19 protein-coding genes are annotated in these 18,856 nt (G+C 62.1%); 11 read left to right on the forward strand and 8 right to left on the reverse strand.

Features of this window, described 5'->3' with window-relative positions; translation table 11 throughout:
• Positions 1–46 precede the first annotated feature (46 nt).
• Positions 47–559, forward strand: a complete 513-nt coding sequence (locus tag K0V07_RS04025; RefSeq protein WP_220623254.1) for a DUF3465 domain-containing protein — start codon at positions 47–49, stop codon at positions 557–559.
• 18 nt (positions 560–577) lie between these two features.
• Here K0V07_RS04025 and K0V07_RS04030 read toward each other — a convergent pair whose 3' ends face one another.
• Positions 578–1,066 carry a hypothetical protein gene (locus tag K0V07_RS04030; RefSeq protein WP_220623255.1) on the reverse strand — a complete coding sequence of 163 codons (489 nt, stop codon included), beginning with the start codon at positions 1,064–1,066 and terminating at the stop codon, positions 578–580.
• 128 nt (positions 1,067–1,194) lie between these two features.
• Here K0V07_RS04030 and purB point away from each other — a divergent pair, with 128 nt between their 5' ends.
• Positions 1,195–2,619, forward strand: coding sequence for an adenylosuccinate lyase (purB, locus tag K0V07_RS04035; protein WP_220623256.1), 1,425 nt, complete (start codon positions 1,195–1,197; stop codon positions 2,617–2,619).
• A gap of 63 nt (positions 2,620–2,682) precedes the next feature.
• Here the strand turns inward: purB and K0V07_RS04040 are convergent, their stop codons facing one another.
• Entirely contained in the window at positions 2,683–3,066 is a 384-nt protein-coding gene (locus tag K0V07_RS04040; protein ID WP_220623257.1) for a hypothetical protein, read from the reverse strand.
• Positions 3,067–3,206: 140 nt separating this feature from the next.
• Between K0V07_RS04040 and K0V07_RS04045 the strand changes: the two genes are divergently transcribed.
• Positions 3,207–3,368, forward strand: a complete 162-nt coding sequence (locus tag K0V07_RS04045) for a hypothetical protein (RefSeq protein WP_220623258.1) — start codon at positions 3,207–3,209, stop codon at positions 3,366–3,368.
• A 76-nt stretch (positions 3,369–3,444) separates the two neighbouring features.
• On the opposite strand, the gene K0V07_RS04050 is transcribed toward K0V07_RS04045, so the two are convergent.
• The gene (locus K0V07_RS04050) at positions 3,445–4,308 is read right to left on the reverse strand and encodes an AraC family transcriptional regulator (protein WP_220623259.1); all 864 of its coding nucleotides are present in this window, start codon (positions 4,306–4,308) and stop codon (positions 3,445–3,447) included.
• A 110-nt stretch (positions 4,309–4,418) separates the two neighbouring features.
• Here K0V07_RS04050 and K0V07_RS04055 point away from each other — a divergent pair, with 110 nt between their 5' ends.
• From K0V07_RS04055 to K0V07_RS04070, 4 genes are all read left to right on the forward strand, one after another.
• Positions 4,419–5,753 (forward strand): FAD-dependent oxidoreductase, encoded by a 1,335-nt coding sequence (locus K0V07_RS04055; protein WP_220623260.1) that lies wholly within the window; start codon positions 4,419–4,421, stop codon positions 5,751–5,753.
• Between the two features lie 178 nt (positions 5,754–5,931).
• Positions 5,932–7,557, forward strand: coding sequence for a Na/Pi symporter (locus tag K0V07_RS04060; protein ID WP_220623261.1), 1,626 nt, complete (start codon positions 5,932–5,934; stop codon positions 7,555–7,557).
• 122 nt (positions 7,558–7,679) lie between these two features.
• Positions 7,680–8,939 carry a diphosphate--fructose-6-phosphate 1-phosphotransferase gene (locus K0V07_RS04065; protein ID WP_220623262.1) on the forward strand — a complete coding sequence of 420 codons (1,260 nt, stop codon included), beginning with the start codon at positions 7,680–7,682 and terminating at the stop codon, positions 8,937–8,939.
• Positions 8,940–9,059: 120 nt separating this feature from the next.
• Positions 9,060–9,872, forward strand: coding sequence for a rhomboid family intramembrane serine protease (locus K0V07_RS04070; RefSeq protein WP_220623263.1), 813 nt, complete (start codon positions 9,060–9,062; stop codon positions 9,870–9,872).
• A gap of 117 nt (positions 9,873–9,989) precedes the next feature.
• On the opposite strand, the gene K0V07_RS04075 is transcribed toward K0V07_RS04070, so the two are convergent.
• Positions 9,990–11,456: a mechanosensitive ion channel family protein gene (locus tag K0V07_RS04075; protein WP_220623264.1), complete on the reverse strand. Its 1,467-nt coding sequence runs from the start codon at positions 11,454–11,456 to the stop codon at positions 9,990–9,992.
• A gap of 137 nt (positions 11,457–11,593) precedes the next feature.
• Here K0V07_RS04075 and K0V07_RS04080 point away from each other — a divergent pair, with 137 nt between their 5' ends.
• Together K0V07_RS04080 and pssA are read left to right on the forward strand one after the other, a co-directional pair.
• Positions 11,594–11,944, forward strand: coding sequence for a cytotoxic translational repressor of toxin-antitoxin stability system (locus tag K0V07_RS04080; RefSeq protein WP_220623265.1), 351 nt, complete (start codon positions 11,594–11,596; stop codon positions 11,942–11,944).
• Between the two features lie 69 nt (positions 11,945–12,013).
• Positions 12,014–12,898 carry a CDP-diacylglycerol--serine O-phosphatidyltransferase gene (pssA, locus tag K0V07_RS04085; protein ID WP_220623266.1) on the forward strand — a complete coding sequence of 295 codons (885 nt, stop codon included), beginning with the start codon at positions 12,014–12,016 and terminating at the stop codon, positions 12,896–12,898.
• A 189-nt stretch (positions 12,899–13,087) separates the two neighbouring features.
• Here the strand turns inward: pssA and K0V07_RS04090 are convergent, their stop codons facing one another.
• The 3 genes from K0V07_RS04090 to K0V07_RS04100 all read right to left on the reverse strand — a co-directional run bounded on the left by K0V07_RS04090 (position 13,088) and on the right by K0V07_RS04100 (position 15,791).
• On the reverse strand, positions 13,088–13,477 hold the full coding sequence (locus tag K0V07_RS04090; protein WP_220623267.1) for a hypothetical protein: 390 nt from the start codon (positions 13,475–13,477) through the stop codon (positions 13,088–13,090).
• 91 nt (positions 13,478–13,568) lie between these two features.
• Complete coding sequence (locus K0V07_RS04095; RefSeq protein WP_220623268.1) at positions 13,569–14,201, reverse strand: hypothetical protein; 633 nt, start codon at positions 14,199–14,201, stop codon at positions 13,569–13,571.
• Positions 14,202–14,507: 306 nt separating this feature from the next.
• Positions 14,508–15,791 (reverse strand): glutamate-5-semialdehyde dehydrogenase, encoded by a 1,284-nt coding sequence (locus K0V07_RS04100; protein ID WP_220623269.1) that lies wholly within the window; start codon positions 15,789–15,791, stop codon positions 14,508–14,510.
• Positions 15,792–15,941: 150 nt separating this feature from the next.
• Between K0V07_RS04100 and K0V07_RS04105 the strand changes: the two genes are divergently transcribed.
• Both K0V07_RS04105 and K0V07_RS04110 read left to right on the forward strand, forming a co-directional pair.
• Complete coding sequence (locus K0V07_RS04105; protein ID WP_220623270.1) at positions 15,942–16,403, forward strand: DUF5069 domain-containing protein; 462 nt, start codon at positions 15,942–15,944, stop codon at positions 16,401–16,403.
• Between the two features lie 99 nt (positions 16,404–16,502).
• On the forward strand, positions 16,503–17,867 hold the full coding sequence (locus tag K0V07_RS04110) for a hypothetical protein (RefSeq protein ID WP_220623271.1): 1,365 nt from the start codon (positions 16,503–16,505) through the stop codon (positions 17,865–17,867).
• Positions 17,868–17,896: 29 nt separating this feature from the next.
• Here K0V07_RS04110 and gluQRS read toward each other — a convergent pair whose 3' ends face one another.
• Positions 17,897–18,760, reverse strand: a complete 864-nt coding sequence (gene gluQRS / locus K0V07_RS04115; RefSeq protein WP_255568148.1) for a tRNA glutamyl-Q(34) synthetase GluQRS — start codon at positions 18,758–18,760, stop codon at positions 17,897–17,899.
• Positions 18,761–18,856 lie beyond the last annotated feature (96 nt).

An 18,856-nucleotide genomic window follows, 5' to 3' on the forward strand; every position in this document is an offset into this window, starting at 1 on the left:
CGGATAGCGGATGTCGGACCGATTCTCCAGAGCCTCTCGAATGTCGATGAAACGCTTGCGCCTTTTCCGTCCGGATCGACGCAGACATGGCTTTTCCCGCAGCGGGTTGATCGCTGGGCTGGCCATGGCGGGCCTCGTCACGGCACTCGTGCTTTGGGATGATGGCTCACGGACGCCCAGCTCGCCCCCCACGCTTCAGCAGTCAACGCCCAATCAAGCGCCTCCTCCGCAAACGCCTGGCGCAGAGACGGCCTTCCAGCAGCACCTGGACAAGGTCTGGATCACGGGCGAGGGGGTTGTGGTCAGAGTGCTGCCAGACGACGAAAAAGGCTCCCGCCATCAGCGCTTCATCCTGCGCCTGCCCTTGGGTCAGACACTGTTGATTGCCCACAATATAGACGTCGCGCCTCGCATCCCTGACCTGAAAAACGGCGACAGCGTCCGCTACTACGGCGAGTATGTCTGGAATAAGAAGGGCGGCCTCGTGCACTGGACGCATCGCAAATCTGCTGCCGTATCCGCCGGATGGCTGGAAAGGGACGGCGTCAGGTATGAGTGAGAGTCGGCTATCCCGGCTCTACGCCAGATAGAATCCGTGGCTCGGGTAGTAGTCGGGCTCGGTGGCTGCTCGTCGCTTACGCGTGCTGCGATACTCGGCCTCAAGCAGGCCGGCCCAGGTGCGTAGATATAGGGCGACATCCGCGGGCTGGTTACGCCTCAGGTAGCGCATCCCTCCGGGTAGCGCCATGAGTACACGCACATCGCTCAGGTACTCGAGCCGATGGAGGTCGCGCCGGTCGAGTCCGGCCGCCATCATGCGCGAAATAATCTCGTCGATGGGCAGGCCGCTGGAGGGGCAGTAGTCGTTGGCATACTCGGACCACTCGGTGAGCTCGTGCTGTTGGGCACACTGGAAAATTTCACTCGGGCTCAGCCCGGTAATGACTTGGGCGAGGTGGCCACAGTTGCACTTACCTGCGTGTGCCCAGTGGTACCCGTCGCCCCGCTCGATTTGCCGGGCGGTTTCCCGGAGAGCTTGTATGAGTTGCGGGCGCGCTTTGGCCATGACGCCCTAATTTGCCCCCGAGTCGGCTTAAATTCAAGTGGTTGACCCAGTTTTTATCTGAAGCGCTCTCTGGCAGATGAGTGAGAAATAGCCGTGCAATTTGCCGCGATCCTCTTTTTATCGGTGCCATGGAGAGCATTCCCAATGTGCTGGCCGACCGCTATGCCAGCGAGCCGATGAAGAAAATCTGGTCGCCCCGCGGCCGTATTATCCTTGAGCGCGAGTTCTGGATCGCCGTGCTGAAGGCGCAGGCCGATCTCGGCCTGGGCGTCCCCGAGGGCGTCGTCGCCGACTACGAGAAGGTACTGGAGCAGGTGGATCTGGAGGCGATTAAGAAGCGCGAAAAGATCACCCGTCACGACGTCAAGGCGCGCCTGGAGGAGTTCTGCGACCTGGCCGGGCATCAGCAGCTCCACAAGGGGATGACCAGCCGCGACCTGACCGAAAACGTCGAGCAGCTGCAGGTTTATCGTGGGCTGGAACTGCTCCGTGAAAAGACCGCCGCCGCGCTGGTCGCGCTCAGCCGCAAGGCCGTGGAGACGCAGAGCCTGCCCGTCACCGCCCGTACGCACAACGTGGCCGCTCAGCTCACGACCTTTGGCAAGCGCCTCTCGATGTTCGGTGAGGACCTGCTGCTGGCCTTCGAGAACCTCGACCGCCTCATGCAGCACTACCCGGTGCGTGGCCTCAAGGGTGCCGTCGGCACCCAGACCGACCAGCTCCGCCTCTTCGAGGGTGACAGCGCCAAGGCCGCCCAGCTCGATCAGCGCGTGAGCGAGCACCTCGGGCTGCCCGCTTCGCTCGACTGCGTAGGCCAGGTCTATCCGCGCAGCCTCGACTTCGAGGTGGTGAGCGCGATTTACCAGATCGCCTGCGGGCCGGCATCTTTGGCCAAGACCCTGCGCCTGATGGCCGGGCACGAGCTGGCCTCCGAGGGCTTCGCCAAGGGCCAGACCGGCTCCTCCGCCATGCCCCACAAGATGAACTCGCGCAGCTGCGAGCGCATCAACGGTTTTCACCACATCCTGCGCGGCCACGTCACTATGGCGGCCGAGCTCGGCGGGGACCAGTGGAACGAGGGCGACGTCTCCTGCTCGGTCGTGCGCCGGGTTGTCCTGCCGGATGCCTTCTTCGCGCTCGACGGCCTGCTGGAGACCCTGCTCACGATCCTGCGTCAGATGGAGGTCTACCCGGAAATGACCGCCAAGGAAAACGCCTACTACCTGCCCTTCCTCTCGACCACGGCCTTCCTCATGGAGGCGGTCAAGGCCGGGGTGGGCCGCGAAGAGGCGCACGAGGTGATCAAGGAGCATGCGCTCGCTACCGTGCGCGACCTGCGCACCGGCAAGATCAAGGAGAACGACCTAGTCGATCGCCTGGCCAAGGACTCGCGCCTCGGTCTGGCCGAGGACAAGCTCCACGCCGTGGTCGAACGCGCCAAGGAGGAGACCGGAGCCGCCGTCAAGCAGGTGGGCCGCTTCGCCGAAAAGGTCGTCCCCATCGCCGAGATCTTCTCCGCCGCCGCCGAGTACGTCCCCGAAGAGATTCTCTAGGGGCAGGACGACGCGCCTTAGCGCCCGCTAACCCGTTTTTCCGAGCCCGTGGAGCCCGCCGCTTCACGGGCTTTTTTTGTCTTCGTTGTCTATGGACTGATTTGCCTCGCGAATAAGCTCAACCGACCAGCTGTCAGGGCCATTTCTTTTGATGACACTTTCCACGTAGGCGTCGCGTTCGGCTTTAGGTTTTGGCCGCAATGGTAGTCCCCAGAAGAGTGGTCGTTCGTACAATCCGGGGCGGTAATAAGATATGCGGGGTTTTCCATCGATGGATTCATCGTAGGCGAGCTGGTACAGTATGGAATGCAATTCGGCGTGATAGAAAACCGGACCATCGCGTTCGCCGATGCGCCAATAACCGGCAATGAGAGGACCGGCGAGATAGAGGCATCCGAGTAGTACCGTGCCTACCGCGAAAGTCTTCTTTTTGCTCCAGCGCCTCATCTAGATTTCTGTCGTATATCACGATTGGGCAGTTATTGCGTACATACAGGCTCATTTTTTATCTCTTTCCCTGTTTCTAGTTGAATTTAAGGCCTAAATAAGTTTTATTTATGGAGTAACCCCAACCCAAGGATCTCTCCATGAGCGACGAAACCGCCAAGCCCCAAGGCCACGTCGATTACGAACACGAGGATTACGGTGACTACCCGCAACCCACCGGTAAGGACAAGCTGGTCCTGGTCGGCATGCTGGGTGGGCTGGTCCTGCTCTTCCTGTTCATCATCGTGGCGGTCGGCTTCTGACCCGAAACCTTTTCTTGTGTCGACTCCGGCTGTGTGAATGCGGCGTGCAGCTTCCGCGGTCGGTAGTCGGCCCCTTTTATTCAGATGAACGGCCCGCTGCGGGCCGTTCTGCGCTGGGAGAGTGTCCCCAAAAACGCCGGTACAGGCGAGAAAAGTAGAGCGGGTCCGGGTAGCCAACCTCGGCAGCGATGCGCTTGAGCTGCCAGTCCGTGGCGCGGATCAGCTGGCGGGCACGCCGCAGGCGCAGCCGCTGCACATACTCGCCCGGCGTGCAGTGCATGGCCTGGCGAAACTGCAGGCGAAAGTAGTTTGGGGTCAGCTCACAGGCGGCTTCCAGTCGCGCCAGTGCATCGGCCTCGTAAGCATGGGCCTCCAGCCAGCGCAGGGCTCTCTGCACCTCCGGGTGTGGCGAGGGGAGTGCCTGAAAATCGTCCCCCTGCAGCGTCGGCTCGGCCTCGGGCCAGAAGCGGGCCAGTAGCGACTTTAGCTCAGCCTCAAGCTTCAGCTTTATTAGGGCGCTCTGCGGCGCTTGGGCCTGCGCCCACAGCGCAGCCATGTCGGCCAGTGTGCGCTTGTCGCGGGTAAAAGCCGCTTTGTTTGGCCTGCGCCGGTAGCCCTGCACGGGAGCGAGTTCGCGCGGATCATCGTCAAACTCACACCAGGCGATTTCGCAGTCCCCCTGCAGCGGTGTCGCCCACATCCGCCGCGTCCACGCCGGTACAAACAGCTCGTCCCCGGCCTCAGCGATAAATGTCCGGCCCTCGATCGTATAGCGCATGGACCCGCGCAGGATCAGGATCAGGCGGCAGGTGGTGACGATCTCGTCCTCTGCCCCAAGCCCGCTGCTGAAGACACCGCGCGTGGCCCGGCTGACCACAAGCGGAGCGCGCAGCACGCGTGCGAGCAGGTTCTCCGCGGTTTGTGGGGGAAGAGTATTCATGAAAACATAGAATATTGTGTATAAATTGTTGATTTTGTCTATATCATTGAGGGTCTCGATCATGTGTCTGCGCTGGCGAGTGGAGAGGGGGGTAGGTGAAAATGCTGACCATGCAGACAGATGTTATCCGCGAACCCGCTCGCGACCTGCCGGTGACGGGCGAATACGATCTTTGCGTCCTCGGGGGCTCCTGCACGGGTGTCTTTGCGGCGATCCGTGCGGCCCGGCTGGGGTTGTCCGTGGCGCTGGTTGAGCGCATGGGCACGCTGGGTGGCGTGGCCACGCTATCGCTGGTCAATATCTGGCACAGCGATCTGGACGAAGCCTTTGAAAAGCGGATCTTTGCCGGGCTCTCGACCGAGCTGATGGAGCGCCTGAAAAAGCGTGACGCAGTCACCGAGCGCCCCCGTGATGCCGGCATCGCATGGACCTTTAACAGCGCCGAGATGCAGATCGAGCTGGACGAGGTCATCGCCGAGGCGGGCGTCCACCCGTGGCTGCACACGGCATTCTGTGCTCCCCATGTGGAGGATGGGCGACTGACCGCCGTTATCGTGGAGAATAAATCCGGCCGCTGTGCCCTGCGGGCCCGGTTCTTTATCGACGCCACCGGCGACGGGGACCTCTGCCATCGCCTCGGCCTCCCCACCTACACCTCGGCCCGCTTCCAGCCCTCCACGACGTGTGCGCTTCTGGAGGGATGGAACCGCGAGTGGGGCAATGTGATCGGCCGCCATGCCGCCGAGTATGGGCTGCCCGAGGGTTTTGTCTGGTCCGCGCCGGTACCGGGGACCCAGCTCGGGATGCTGGCTGGGACGCGTGTCTTTGAGAACTGCTCCGAGGCCGAGGGGCTGACCCGTGCCGAGATTGAGGGTCGCCGCCAGATACGTGCGATCCAGGCCCTCGTTCACGAAAAAGTGCCCGGCTCGCGGATGGGGTTGGTCGGCCTGCCAGCCCGGATCGGTATCCGGGAGACGCGTCATGTGCGCTGCCTGCATCAGCTCAGCGGCGAGGAGGTGCTCCACGGCCGCAGCTTCCAGGACGCCATCGCCAACGGCTCCTACCGCGTGGACATCCACCACACCGACAAGCCGGGCATCACGTTCCGCTACCTGAACGGCACCGAGGTCTACGCGCGCCCTGGTTTTCCCTCTGAGGAGCGGCGCTGGCGCGAACCTCAGGCCGTGGACCCGACTTTTTACCAGATCCCGTACCGCTGTCTCGTGCCGCAGGGGCCGTACGATAACCTGCTCGCAGCCGGGCGCTTTATCGACGCCGATGAGCAGGCCCACGCCGCCATCCGCGTCATGGTCAATATGAACCAGACCGGCGAGGCCGCCGGGACCGCTGCTGCCCTTGCCCTGCGTGACGGCATCAGTGCAGCCGCCGTTGATCCGGCCAAGCTTCGCACTGCCCTCGCCGACGGTGGCTCCGTCATGCTGTAGCGGTTGCTCGGCGTTTGATCCGAATGTGGGGCTCCGCTCCTACACGGCCCAAAGCCCGCACCCCCCAATTGCTTCTCCAGCTGGACTGCCGTGTACTGTCACACTATTGGTCCAGCTGGATCGCCGCACTTTTTATGCTGGCAAGGTGGGAGCGTGTTGGTAGGACTTGTGCCCACGCGTGGAAGAAGGGCTCTTTTTCATCATCGGATACATCCTGGCCGGGCTGGGGCTCTTTTTTGTGGGCATCCAGATCATCGACCAGCATTTGAAGCGGTTGACTGGCTGCCGACTGCACGCGATTTTCCTGCGGCTGACCGCGACCCGCTGGCGGGCCGCCTGGTGGGGGTTCTGGATCGGGGCTGTTACGCAGACGGCGGCGGCTATCACCTTTCTGACCATCAGCGTGGTCTCCAGTGGCCTGATGAAGCGCCAGCGGGCGATCTCGCTGCTGAACTGGTCCAACCCCGGCACCTGTTTGCTGATCTTCTTTCTGGTACTGCCTCTGAATCTCTTCATCGCCTATCTGGTGGGGATTGCGGGGATTCTCTACGCCTTTCAGGTGCCGCGTCGCGGGCGTGACTTGCTGGGTTTTCTCTTCGGGATGGGGCTGCTGTTCACGGGATTGTTCACGCTTCAGGACTACGGGGAGGATTTTCAGAACTTCGTCTGGTTCCGGCATATCATGGAGGCCACAGCGGGCCAGTACCTGCTGGTGTTTGCCGCCGGGTGCGCGCTGACGGTTATCGCGCAGTCCGGTAACGCCGTCATCCTCGTCACCATCGTGCTGGCTCAGGCCGGTCTGATGGGCCGCCTGGAGGCGCTGATGGCGATCTACGGGGTCAACCTCGGAGCGAGCCTGATCACGCATCTGCTCACACTTCGCCTCAAGGGCACGCCCAAGCAGATGGCGATGTTCCAGGTTTACTACGGGTGGATCGGTACGCTGATCCTGGTGCCGCTGTTTTTCATCGAGGTGTGGGGCGGAGTGCCGCTGGTAGCGGCGTTTCTGGACCGGTTTTCGACCTCGCTCTCGACCGAGATGGCCGTGGCCAACCTGCTCTACTGCGTGCTGACGACGCTTGTAATCATGCCGCTGGAGGGGCCGCTCTCGCGCTGGCTCAACCGCGCCTATCCGCCCCCGGTGGACGAGGATGCCAGCCGCCCGAAGTTCCTCTATCCCCGCTGCGAGGCCCAGCCGGAAACCTGCCTGGACCTGATCGAGATGGAGCAGACGCGGCTCGGTGAGCAGCTCGGGCGCTACCTCCGGCTCGACCCGCACTCAAACTTCCTGAGCGAGGAGGCACGGGCCATCCACGAGAGCTGCCAGAGCCTGCGCGGCACGATCGAGCATTACCTTCAATTGCTTGTCCATCAGTCACTTGCCACGGATACCGTTCACCGGGTCGGCATCCTGAACGAGCGGCTGGACGTCTACGGAGCGCTGGAGGCAGAGTTTTATAAAACCCTGCCCCGTGCCAAGGTCCTCGCCCGGCGGCGGGACACCAGCGGCGGGCGGCTCTATGAGGGCTTCGAGGCGGCTGCCTTGACGGTGCTGGACGCGGTCGAGTCTCGCAGCGCGGACGATATTGCCCTGGCCCTGTTGATCACAGAGGACGGCAGCGATACGCTCTCGCGCCTGCGACAGGGCGTGGTGGAGACGACTCGCGAGGTCGCCCCGCGTGAGCAGGCCGAGCTGCTTCAGCTCGTGGCCGGTGTGGAGCGGCTGATCTGGCTCTCGAACTCTCTGGTACGCTCGCTTGAGCACGCTGCCACCCGGCCTGTTCTCAAGGCTGACGCCGGTTGAGGCCGCTGCTAAATTTTTGTCAGTGTGCGCGAGGGCGCGCTTGATCGCGTTTTTACGTTGCCAAGCCCTGTGGCGGTGCTCAAAAGTTGCGCTCTTTTAAACACTTGAACCCACAGACAGACATGTCCGAAGAACTCACCGGAAACATTTTGATCATCCAGGACGGCGAACCCACCGCCACCGTTAATTCAACCCTGGCTGGCGCCGTCACCGAGGCGCTGAACCACGGCTGTATCGAGGAGATCTACGGCGGGCTCAACGGCCTGCGTGGCCTCATGAACGAGGAGATCATCGATCTGGCCGAAGAATCCCAGCAAGTGATCCGCGGCCTGCGTGTCACCCCCGGCGCTGCTTTGGGTGTCAGCCGCGGTGCTGTCCGTCGCCCCGAAGAATTTGAGCGCATCCTGACGGTGCTCGAGGCCCACAACATCTGCTTCCTGCTGATCATCGGCGATCGCGAGACGATCGAAGCCGGTGCCCGCCTGAGCGAAATGGCCGAAGCCAAGGGCTCCAGCCTCCGCGTCATCGGGATGCCCAAGTCCCTGACCAACGAGCTTTCCGTCACCGACCACTGCCCCGGCTATGGCAGCGTGGCCAAGCTCATCGCCACCACCGTAAAGGAACTGGCCGTCGATGCAGCCTCTCAGGGGAACCATGACCTGGTCTCCATCCTCGAAGTCGGCGGTGGCCACACTGGCTGGTTGGCAGCGGCTTCCTCGCTGGCCAAGCGCCGTAACGAGCCCTCCGATCCGCCTCACCTGATTTTGATGCCCGAGGTTGCTTTCAGCCCCGAGACTTTCGTGGAGCAGGTCAGCCAGATCCTCAAGACCCACAGCTACTGCCAGATCGTGGTGGGCGAAGGCCTTGTGGACAGCGACGGCAACTACCTGGCCACCTCCATCCCTGCGGAAATGGCCTCCCTGCCAACGATCACCAGCCCGCTGGTCTTCCTGCGCACGCTGCTGGAGCAGCACCTCTCGATCAAGGTCCAGGGCGCGCAGCTCGGCTCCACCCAGCGTTGTGGCTCCCATGCCGCTTCCCTGACCGACAGCAACGAAGCTTTCCTCAGCGGCCAGTCGGCTGTCACCGCCGCCGTAGGTGGCGAAACCGGTAAGATGGTTACCCTCTCGCGCGGCGACACCGATACCTACAGCTGCGAAACCGGTCTGGCCTCGCTGGCCGATATCGCTGACAGCAGCAAAACCTTCCCCGCCAACTGGATCAACGAGGACGGAATCAGCATCAGCTACCAGTTTTACAAGTACGCCAGCCCCCTGATGGTCGGCGAAGTGACCGTCCCGTTCGAAAACGGTACGCCTCAGTTCGTCGCCTTGGTCGCCAACCGGGTGGACAAGCGCCTCGAAGCCTATTCGATGGCTTAAAGGGAACTTGGGCCGTTTTGGCCTGACGTATTTTCCGACTCTTACGCTCCCCGCATCTCATGATGCGGGGAGCCCCATTTTCGCCTCTGACTCACCGGACAGCTAGGAGACCCAACGACCATGACATTTCTGGACAGGCTTGAGCGCCGCTTCGGCGGCCTGGCCATCAAGAACCTGACCCTCATCCTGATCATGGGGCAGCTCGCGGTCTTTGGGCTCACGTCTATGGGGGTGCTGTCCACCCAGCAGCTCACCCTGATCCCGGCCTATGTGCTGCAGGGCGAGGTCTGGCGCCTCCTGACCTATCTTTTCATTCCGCCGGCCACGGGCATGATCTTTCTGATCATCGCCTGGTATGTCTTCTTCATGCTGGGGCGGGCGCTGGAGGAGACCTGGGGCGATTTTCGCTATAATCTTTTTATCCTCGTGGGGACACTGGCCACGGCAGTGGCATCTTTCGCCGCACCGGGTCAGGAGACGGGTAATGCCTTTCTCGCCGGTTCGGTCTTTCTGGCTTTTGCCTTTCTGTACCCGAACTTCGAGTTCCTGCTTTTCTTCATCCTGCCGGTTAAGGTCAAGTGGCTGGCTGCCCTGACCTGGGGGATGTATGCCTTCCAGTTCATTGCCGGGCCGGGCTCCACCCGGTTGATGGTTCTCGCCGCCACGGCGAATTTTTTCCTCTTCTTTGGCCCGTCCATGCTCCGGCGTGGCAAGGCCATCAAGCGCCGTCAGGCTTTTGAGCACAAACAGCGCGTCGAGGCCGAGAAGCCCTTCCACCTGTGCTGCATTTGTGGGGCGACAGACAAGACCAAGCCCGACGATCAGTTCTACTACAAGGACGGGCGCGGCTACTGTGAGAAGCACACCGGCCTCATGGATAAGCCCGAGGCCGAACAGCTTGCCGCTGCCGGCGGCCAGTTCCAGAGCGAGTAAACGGGCACCTATCCCCGTTTACAGAGGGGACTGAGGAGGTGGTCGCGAGGCTCGCCGCGTTTAGCTAAAGCCCTGCGTGGCAAATGTCTCTGCACTGAGTCTTACTCGGCGAACCGCTTACTGCGGTGCATTCGGGCCGAAGTCTCCGGGCAGGCGTCCATCGGGATCGGTGTTGTTCATGCCGGCCATCTTGCGGGCGATTTCCCCCTCCAGATAGAGCGAGCGGGTGGGGAAGGCCACAGACAGGCCACGGGCCTTGATGGCGCGCATGATCTTGCAGTTGATGCGCTGGCGCGCGTCCATGTGTACGAGCCACGCGGTGGACTTCGTAAAGTAGTACACGAGAATGTCCAGCGAGCTGTCCCCGAAGTCCGTGAAGTTGACCAAAATGAAGTCTTGATCCACGCCCTCGTCCTCTCGGAGGATCTGGCGGATGTCCTCCACGATGGCTTCCATGTCATCGGCGCTCGTCTCATAGGTGACGCCTACGTACTGCTTGACGCGGCGTTTCGGCATCCGGGACCAGTTGTTGATGTACTCGTTGGCGAGGATGGAGTTCGGGATGGACATCACGGTCTTGGGCCAGGTGCGCACCTTGGTCGAGCGCAGGCCGATCGACTCGACGTCCCCGTCCACCTTGTCCCCGACGATGATCCAGTCTCCGACCTTGAAGGGCCGGTCCAGTACGATCATGAGCGAGCCGAAAAAGTTGGCCACGGTATCCTTTGAGGCCAGGGCGATCGCCGCGCCGCCGATACCGAGGGTGGCGAAGATCCCCGCCACGTTGTAGCCCATGTTATCGATGATCATGAGCGCGCCCACGCACAGGATAAAGGCCTTCGTGGTCTTTCTGAGCAGCGGGATGAAGCCGAAAAGCGCCGACTTCTTGTCTTTGATGCGACTGCCCAGCACATTGGCGAATACATCGGTCAGCCGCAGCATCGCCCATACGATCAGGAGCATCGTGCCCCCGTGGAACATGTTCTGGATCAGCAGGGCGATGGTCGTGTCCAGCGGCAGGATGGCCAGCGAGACATAGATGCCGATGCACATGATAAACCACGAGACGGGCTTTTCCAGTGCATCGATGATGTGGTCATCAAATTCGACCCGCGTCTTGGTGGTCAGCGCGCGGATACGCCGGAAAATGAATGCCGCGATGATGTTGCGGAAAATCACGGCGAAGAGCAGGACGATGAAGCTCACCGTCAGCTGCCCGGTGGTAAAGCCGAAGATCGAGACATTCCAGTAGCCACCCTCCAGGACAAACGGGGCGTGGATGTGGTCGAGCTTCTCCTTGGGGTCTTCTTTCTTCTTGGCGGTCTGTGCGTTCTGGCCCTGAGCGTTGCTTTCCGCATTAAGGGTTTCGGCGGTTGTAATCGCCGCTGCGGTAGCGCTGTTGGCGGTGCTCTCGTCCTCCCCGGTCTGCGGGGTGCCGGTGTCAGCTGCGCTGCTGTTGCCCTGCACGGTGGCCGGGGCCTGCTGGCTGGCTGTTTGGGGCTGCTCGGCGGCATCCTGCGCCGGGAGCTGCGCGGGGAGGGCCGTAAGAAGCAGACAGGTGCACAGGGCAGTCAGGGCTCGCATAGGCCAAACGTATAGCAGAGCGCTTCGGGACCAAAAGAAAAAAAGGCCCCGATCTCCGCCCCGTAAGACTCGCAGGACTTCGTATTAAAAGTTGCACTTCGGCCTAAAGGGGCGAACAATCTCAGGCATTCTCGGCCATGTATCAGGTCAACTTTAGCGAACAAGCCATGCACGAGCTCAATGGACTCGATATCGAGGTCCAGATGCCGCTCATTGAAAAATTCACCAGCCTCACGAATGAGGAGCTGGCTCATCCCAAGGACGAGCTGGGCCACTTTGAGCGCAACGGGCGCACCTACTACCGGCTGCGGGCGGGCGAGTTTCGCATCTATTTCGAGCAGCGGGGCGATACGCTCTACAGCCACTACATCCTGCACCAGCACTCGCTGGCCGACTTCATCTTCCGCTTCAAGCTCCCCTACAAGGAGGAGACTCTGGTCGAGCAGCACCAGTCCTTCTGGAAGTACATCGAAAGCCTCTACAAATGACGGGGAGGCGGCCTGCGTCTCGTCATGAATAACCCGTAATCGGCGTTATTCCACCATCACACTCTCACTATGTCCGATCCGACCAACGAAAAACCGGATAACCTCTGGAAAGACACCGCCGAGGCGGGTCGCATCTATATCCTGCCGAACCTTTTCACGGCGGGTAATCTCTTTTTCGGCTTCCTCGCCATCATCTGGTGTATCCGTGGTAAATACGCCTCCCCCGATGAGGTTCAGTCGGCACGCTTTTTCACCGAGGCAGTCTTTTTCATCCTCGGTGCGGGCTTCTGTGATGCCCTCGACGGGCGGGTGGCCCGCCTCGGCGGGCGCGAATCCCTCTTCGGCAAAGAGTTCGACTCGATCGCCGATGTGGTCTCCTTCGGGATGGCTCCGGCGCTGATGATGTTTTTCCTGATTCTCGACCCAACGAATGGCTACCCCTTCTTCCGCCAGATCGGCTGGCTTATCGGCTTTATTTACCTGCTGTGCGCAGGGGTGCGCCTGGCGCGCTTCAACGTATTGACGAACCCCTACATCCCGCGCGGGGACATCGGTGCCGCAAATGCCCGGGCGGACGATTTCCTGGGCCTGCCCGCGCCCATGGCTGCGGGTACGGTGGCCTCGCTCGTGCTGGTGATTCTGAACTTTGACCTGAAGGCTTTTACGCTGCTGTTGCCGCCGCTCATGCTGCTGATTGCCTGGCTCATGATCAGCCTCATCCCGTACCCGTCGTTTAAGCATGTGGGCTGGCAGACACATATGCAGGCCCGGCACTTCATCGGGTTGATCATTATGGCCGCGCTCATGTTCCAGTTCTGGCGCTTCTCTTTCGCGGTCGGCTTCCTGCTGTATATCTTCTGGGGGCTGGGAAAGAGCATCCAGTACCGCCGCCAGCAAAAGAAAGCTGCCGCTGCCGAAACACCTACCGAGCCGACCAGTCCACACGAAGAGTAGGATCCCCTGCGGCAATGGTTCGGAGGTTGTTGGAGCCCCGTATTGACAGCGAGTGCAACTCGTGGGGTAGGCACGCAGTGCCGTAGGGGCAGCGCCCCTCAATGTTCAGTGCGATTACGCACGGGGCAGCGAACGCAGTGAGCGATGGGGCAGAGCCCCATTGAGATGCGAAGCATCTCGGGTGAAGGGCTATGCCCTTCCGTACCAGTTGTGGAAGGCGATGATTTTGCCCGCCTCGTCAAAGTGCAGGTGCAGGGCGTTGGCCATGTCAAAGGTCGTCGCGTCGCTGTTCTTTCCGGCCACGCGCACAATGCAGGCTACAGCCCGCCCCGGTACGTCCACGACGCGGTCGGTGTAGCTGGCTTCGAAGTGATCGACCAAGTCGAAAAAGCGCCGGTATTCGCCCTCGATGGCAGCAGGAGTCGAGGCGGCTTTGGAGTTCCACGCGCTCGCATCATCCTCCATCCCGTGTACGCGGTAGAGGTGTTCCCCGGCAAAGCAGTCGGCCACGGCCTGGGCGTCGCGGTTATTCACGGCGTGCCCATAGGCATTCAGCAGGGCGTTGGGATCGATGCTCATCCTGCCCTTTTATGCAAAGGCGACGATAAGCGGCAACCGGTTTTTACGGGCGAGCCACCGTGATCAAGAGCCCCCTCACAGAGCGTTCGGCTCAGAGCCGAACGATATCGAGCTCTTCGGCCAGATCGCAGCAGCATTCGGTCATGTGCTCGACGAGCGCGCGTTTTTCGTCTGTGTAGGGGAGTCCGAACTCCAGATAGATGAGCGTGCCCTTATGGAGTTCGAGAAAGCCGTTACCCCGCCCCCATTCCTTCTCGATGGAGCGCCGGCGTTCGCGGTTGAAAAACTCGGCGGTAGACTCGGGGGCATTGCTGCGGATGGAGTACAGGCGATCAAATTCGCTGTCCCCGGTCGGTGTGTACTTCAGCCGTCCGATTTGTCCGAGCTTGGAGAGGACCTTTTGGCGTACGAGCGTGAAGGAAAGGCTTTCGGGGGCGCGGGTGGCGACCCGGATGGCGATGTCCGTCTGGCGTGTGTTGTCGAGCCCGTAGCCCTTGGGGGCGATGGACATCTCGCGCCCGCGGTAGCGCCCGTAGAGGGTAGGGTTGCGCCGGTAGATCCCAAACATCGAGGCCTCGGGGACGGTCAGCTCCAGTCCGAGCTTTTCGGACAGCACGCGCATCTGCGCCTCCAGTTTGTGGAAGTTGCGCAGGTGGGTCACAACGGCTGCGATGCACACAATGATGAATGTGCCGCCAACCACGGCGAGTAGGATCCATTGCATGGCAATGAGCTTTAGCGACCCCGCGCCGCTTGCCAAGCGTGTTCGACCCGTCGGGGAGGATTATTGTGCGTATATCTGCGGGCTTGCGCCGCCCGCACCCGCGGCAGGCAAAGCCTGCACTTTCGATGCTGCGCATCGTGTCATCGATTACTTAAACCAGCGTCGCTGGTTTAAGTAATCGATGAGCAAAGCATCAAAACGGGACCAGCATCATAATACCGGGTGCCAGTTGTCGGGGCAGCGAACGCAGTGAACGATGGGGCGGTAGCCCCATGAAAGCTGCTCCAGCCGGAGTGTCCAGTGCGGTCACGCACCTCTGCACTGGCCGGTGCCGTGGACCTGGTACTTGTAGGTGCACAGTTCGCGCAGGCCCATGGGGCCGCGGGCGTGCAGGCGGTCGGTGGAGATGCCGATCTCCGCGCCCAGCCCGAACTCGTTACCGTCGGTGAAGCGGGTCGAGGCATTGTGGTAGATCGTGGACGAGTCCACCCCGGCAAAGAAGGCCTTGGCGGCGGCTTCGCTGTCGGTGATGATCGCCTCGGAGTGCCCGGAGCCGTACTGGTTGATGTCGGCCACGGCCTCTTCGAGCGTGTCGACCACCTTGATGGAAATAATCGTGTCGAGGTACTCGGTGCGGAAGTCCTCTTCGGTCGCCGGGACGGTCGGGATACCGGTGTCCTTTAAAATCGCGGCAGCTTTTTCCTCCACGCGCAGCTCGACATCCTTTTTGCGCAGGGCGGCGGCGATCTTCGGGAGCAGGGCGGGGGCGGCGTCTTTGTGGATAAAGAGGTTCTCGGCCGCATTACAGACGCTGACGCGCTGGGTCTTGGCGTTGACGGTGACGGAAACGGCCATCTCGGGGTCGGCGTCCTTGTCCACGTAGACTGAGCAGATCCCGTCGTAGTGCTTGATGACGGGGATGCGGCTGTTGTCGGTGATAAAGCGGATGAGCCCCTCGCCGCCGCGGGGGATGATGCAGTGCACGTATTCGTTGAGCTTGAGCAGCTCGTTGAGGGCGTAGCGGTCCGTGGTCGGGATGATCTGCACGGCGTGCTCGGGCAGTTCGCACTTTTTCAGGGTCTGGCTGATGAGCTCGGCCAGGGCCATGTTCGAGTGGATCGCTTCCTTGCCGCCGCGCAGGATGCAGGCGTTACCGCTTTTGAGGCAGAGGACGGCGCAGTCGATGGTGACGTTCGGGCGCGACTCGTAGATGATGCCAATGACGCCGATGGGCACGCGGACCTTGCGGATGTCCAGCCCGTTCGGGCGCAGGGTGCGCTCGATCTCCTCGCCCACGGGGTCGGGGAGGGCGGCGACTTCGCGGACCTCGTCAGCCATGGATTTGATACGCTCGGAGGTAAAGGTCAGCCGTTCAATCATCGGCGTGGGCAGCTCCAGAGCGCGTGCCGTGGCCAGGTCGCGGGCATTCTCGGTCATGAGCATGACCTCGTTTTGCTCGATCAGGTCGGCCAGGGTGTTGAGGGCACGGTTTTTCTGCTCGCTGGTGAGCATGGCGGTCTGCAGGGCCGCCTGTCGGGCCTGCCGGGCGATGCCTTCTACCAGTTCGTGGATGCTGTCCTTCTCCTTCATGGGTGCGCTTAAATAAAAGCATCTAATGTACGCCCGCTCCGCCAAAAGGCAACCCCCGGTTGCGAAGCGCCGGGACGCCACGGGAGAGATGCGTGGGCGGGCCCACCATTTGCGGTTGTCAACGGCAGGCGGACCGCTTGAGGTGTTGGCATGAAATCCCGGCCCATCCCCGGCTCGACCGGCGAAGTCCTCACCTGCCTGCCCTCACCGTACGAGGCACACCCGGCCACCGGCCTGCTCTACCTGCCGCGCTTTATCGCGAAAATCCGCTACACGCGCGACCACGGCGAGCTGCCCAAGAGCTACCGCAAGAACTACAAGCGCGGGCTCGACCGCTTCCTGTGCCAACATCTTGGGGTGGAGCCCGCAGACGTGGAGGAGGCCATCGCCGGGGCCTCCGATGAGGCCGACGCCGAGACGCGCCTGCTGGCGGTCCTCCCGGCGGATGCGCGTGCGCCAGTCTGGAACCGCGACCTCGTCCAGAAGGGCATGACCGAGGCTGGCCGTGAGTTTCTGGCCGAGGCCCTCGAAAAGATGGGCTGCTCCGACCGTGTGGGGGAGATTAAGTCCGTGCCCGACCTGATCGACTTCGACGAGGGGCGCATCGAGTAAACCGCCGGTTGCGCTTGCGCGGGGGACAGGTGTGGCTTAAATCACCCGCAACGTTTTCCTTTATTGCAACTCCGCACCCCCTTTGGGGTTTATAGCGCCATGTCCCTGTCTGCCAAAAAAGTTACCCTGCTGTCGGTCGCCTGGGGTGTGACCGTTCTCGTCGCCTATTTTGCGGGCTCGTCCCTGACCGAGTCCGAGGCTCCCGCCACGACCGCTAGTCGGTCCGGGCTCTCCTCCTCGGGGAATAACAAAACCTTTCTGGTGACCGAATCTCAGGCCCAGAAAAACGCCGACCTGATCGCCGAGGCCGAGGAAGACGTCGATCTGATGCAGGGCGTTGACGGGCTCACGCTCAATCAGGCGCTCGCCGCCTACCTCGCCAATCCCGGGAGCCGGGCGGCCCGCATGCAGCTCAGCGCGATGATCCAGTCACTCGGGCCGGACGAGATTAACGGCGCTCTGGAGATGATTCAGGAAATGCCTGCCGGCTCTAACCGCGATCGCCTCATGCTCGACCTGATCGGGCAGTGGGCTTCCTACGATCCGCAGGCGGCCATCGCCTATGCTCAGGGGCTCCCGAACATGCAGCTCTCGAGCCGCGCCATGAACGAGGCCCTCCAGGGCTGGGCGCGCGTCAACCCGCAGGAGGCGCTGGCCTGGTGGTCTTCGCCGGACAATGTCGTTTCTTCCCGTATCGGCACCCGTCAGCTTGACTCGATTTTACGCGGCTACGCTGAGCTCGATCCCTTTGGGGCCTTCCAGTACGTGGCAGGTCTGCCCGATGACACCGTCGAGGGGCGCCGCATGCAGAACCGCGCCATCGAGACCGTGGTAGACGCCATGCTCGATCAAGGCCGGCTCGATGATGCGCTGGCCTGGAGCAATCAGCTCCCCGCCGGTGAAGCCCAAACCTCTGCCCTTTCGGAAATCCTGGAGGACTGGACCCGTTTCGACCCCGATGCCGCGGCCCGGTATCTCGACACACTGGCCGACCGTGAGGACTTCAGCCAACTGCGTTCGAGCATGCTCCGCTCGCTGACGCGCACCGATCCCTCCCAGGCGGCCGAGTATATTTCATCCCTCGACACCGCCGACCCGGACACCAGCCGCTTGACCACGATGCTGATCGCCGAGTGGGGCCGCTACGACATTGGCGCTGCCGCCGAGTGGCTCAACAGCCTGCCTGCCTCAGAATCGACCGACCGCGCGGTGGCGGTGTTTACCTTCCAGGCCGCTTCCGAAGACCCTGCCGGGGCCATGACCTGGGCCGAGTCCATCACCGACGATCGCATGAAGTCTCGCCTGATGGAGCGCGTGGCCCGCGAGTGGAAGGCGCAGGATCCCGAGGCGTTTGACGCGTATCTGAACGAAGCGGAAATCTCCGACGAGGAGAGGACCAAACTTCAAAACGTCGAGGCCAGCAGCAGCCAGGGACGCGGCTTTTGGGGCCACTGGCGCCGCTAGGGGATCAGGCGGTCGCCTGAGCCCGTTCTTTAGCGGGCCATATCCTGTACCTGCCGGGGGCTCAGGCCCCGCTCACGCAGTGTCCGCAGGCTGAGGGCATCGGAGCGCTTGGCCAGACGCTTGCCCTGCTCATCGCGTATCAGTGGACAGTGGGCGAAGCGGGGAGTCAGCTCGGCACCCAGCACCCGGTAAATGAGCAGCTGGCGGGCGGTGGATTTGATCAGGTCGGCACCCCTTACGACCTCGGTAATGGCCATCGCAAGATCGTCCACGACGACGGACAGCTCGTAGGCGGGGACGCCGTCCCGCCGCCAGATGAGGAAGTCCCCGAAATTCTGGCCGGCGGTGAAGCTCTGCTTCCCGGCCAGCTCATCCTCGAAGCTTATCCTCTCGCCATCAGGGACGCGAAAGCGCCAGTTAACCTCGCCGGGTTCTTGGGCGTCTTGCCCGGTGCCGGGGGCTGGGCGCCACTCAGGTGGATAAAGCGGCTCGGCCTCTTCGTCTTCTTCGTGAGGGGCGGCCACGCGTTCACGCAGTTCCCGGCGGGAGCGTGTGCACGGGTAGATGACACCGGCGTCGCGAAGCTTTGCCCAGGCTTCTAAATAGTACGGTTGGCGTTCGCTCTGATTGTAGGGACCGCAGGGGCCGCCACAGTCCGGCCCTTCGCTCCAGCGCAGTCCGAGCCATCGGAGATCATCCAGCGCGTCCTGCGCATACTCGGGACGGCACCGCTGCGGGTCGAGATCCTCATTGCGAAAGATGAGTGTGCCGTCCGCCGCCTGACAGCGCTCCTGTGCCCGTAGAAATGTAGCCGCGTGGCCCAGATGGAGCCGCCCGGTAGGGGTGGGGGCGAGCCGCCCCCGGTACGGTCTGTCGCCTGCCGTCTTCAACACGGCTCCTACCTGAATCCCCAGCCCGGCAGGGAGCAACGCTATAGTGCGCTGGAGGTGTTCGCGCGTTTATTTTTCTCATTTTCGAGTTTGGGTTTG

The sequence above is a fragment of the Ruficoccus sp. ZRK36 genome, assembly GCF_019603315.1.
Lineage (GTDB): Bacteria > Verrucomicrobiota > Verrucomicrobiia > Opitutales > Cerasicoccaceae > Ruficoccus.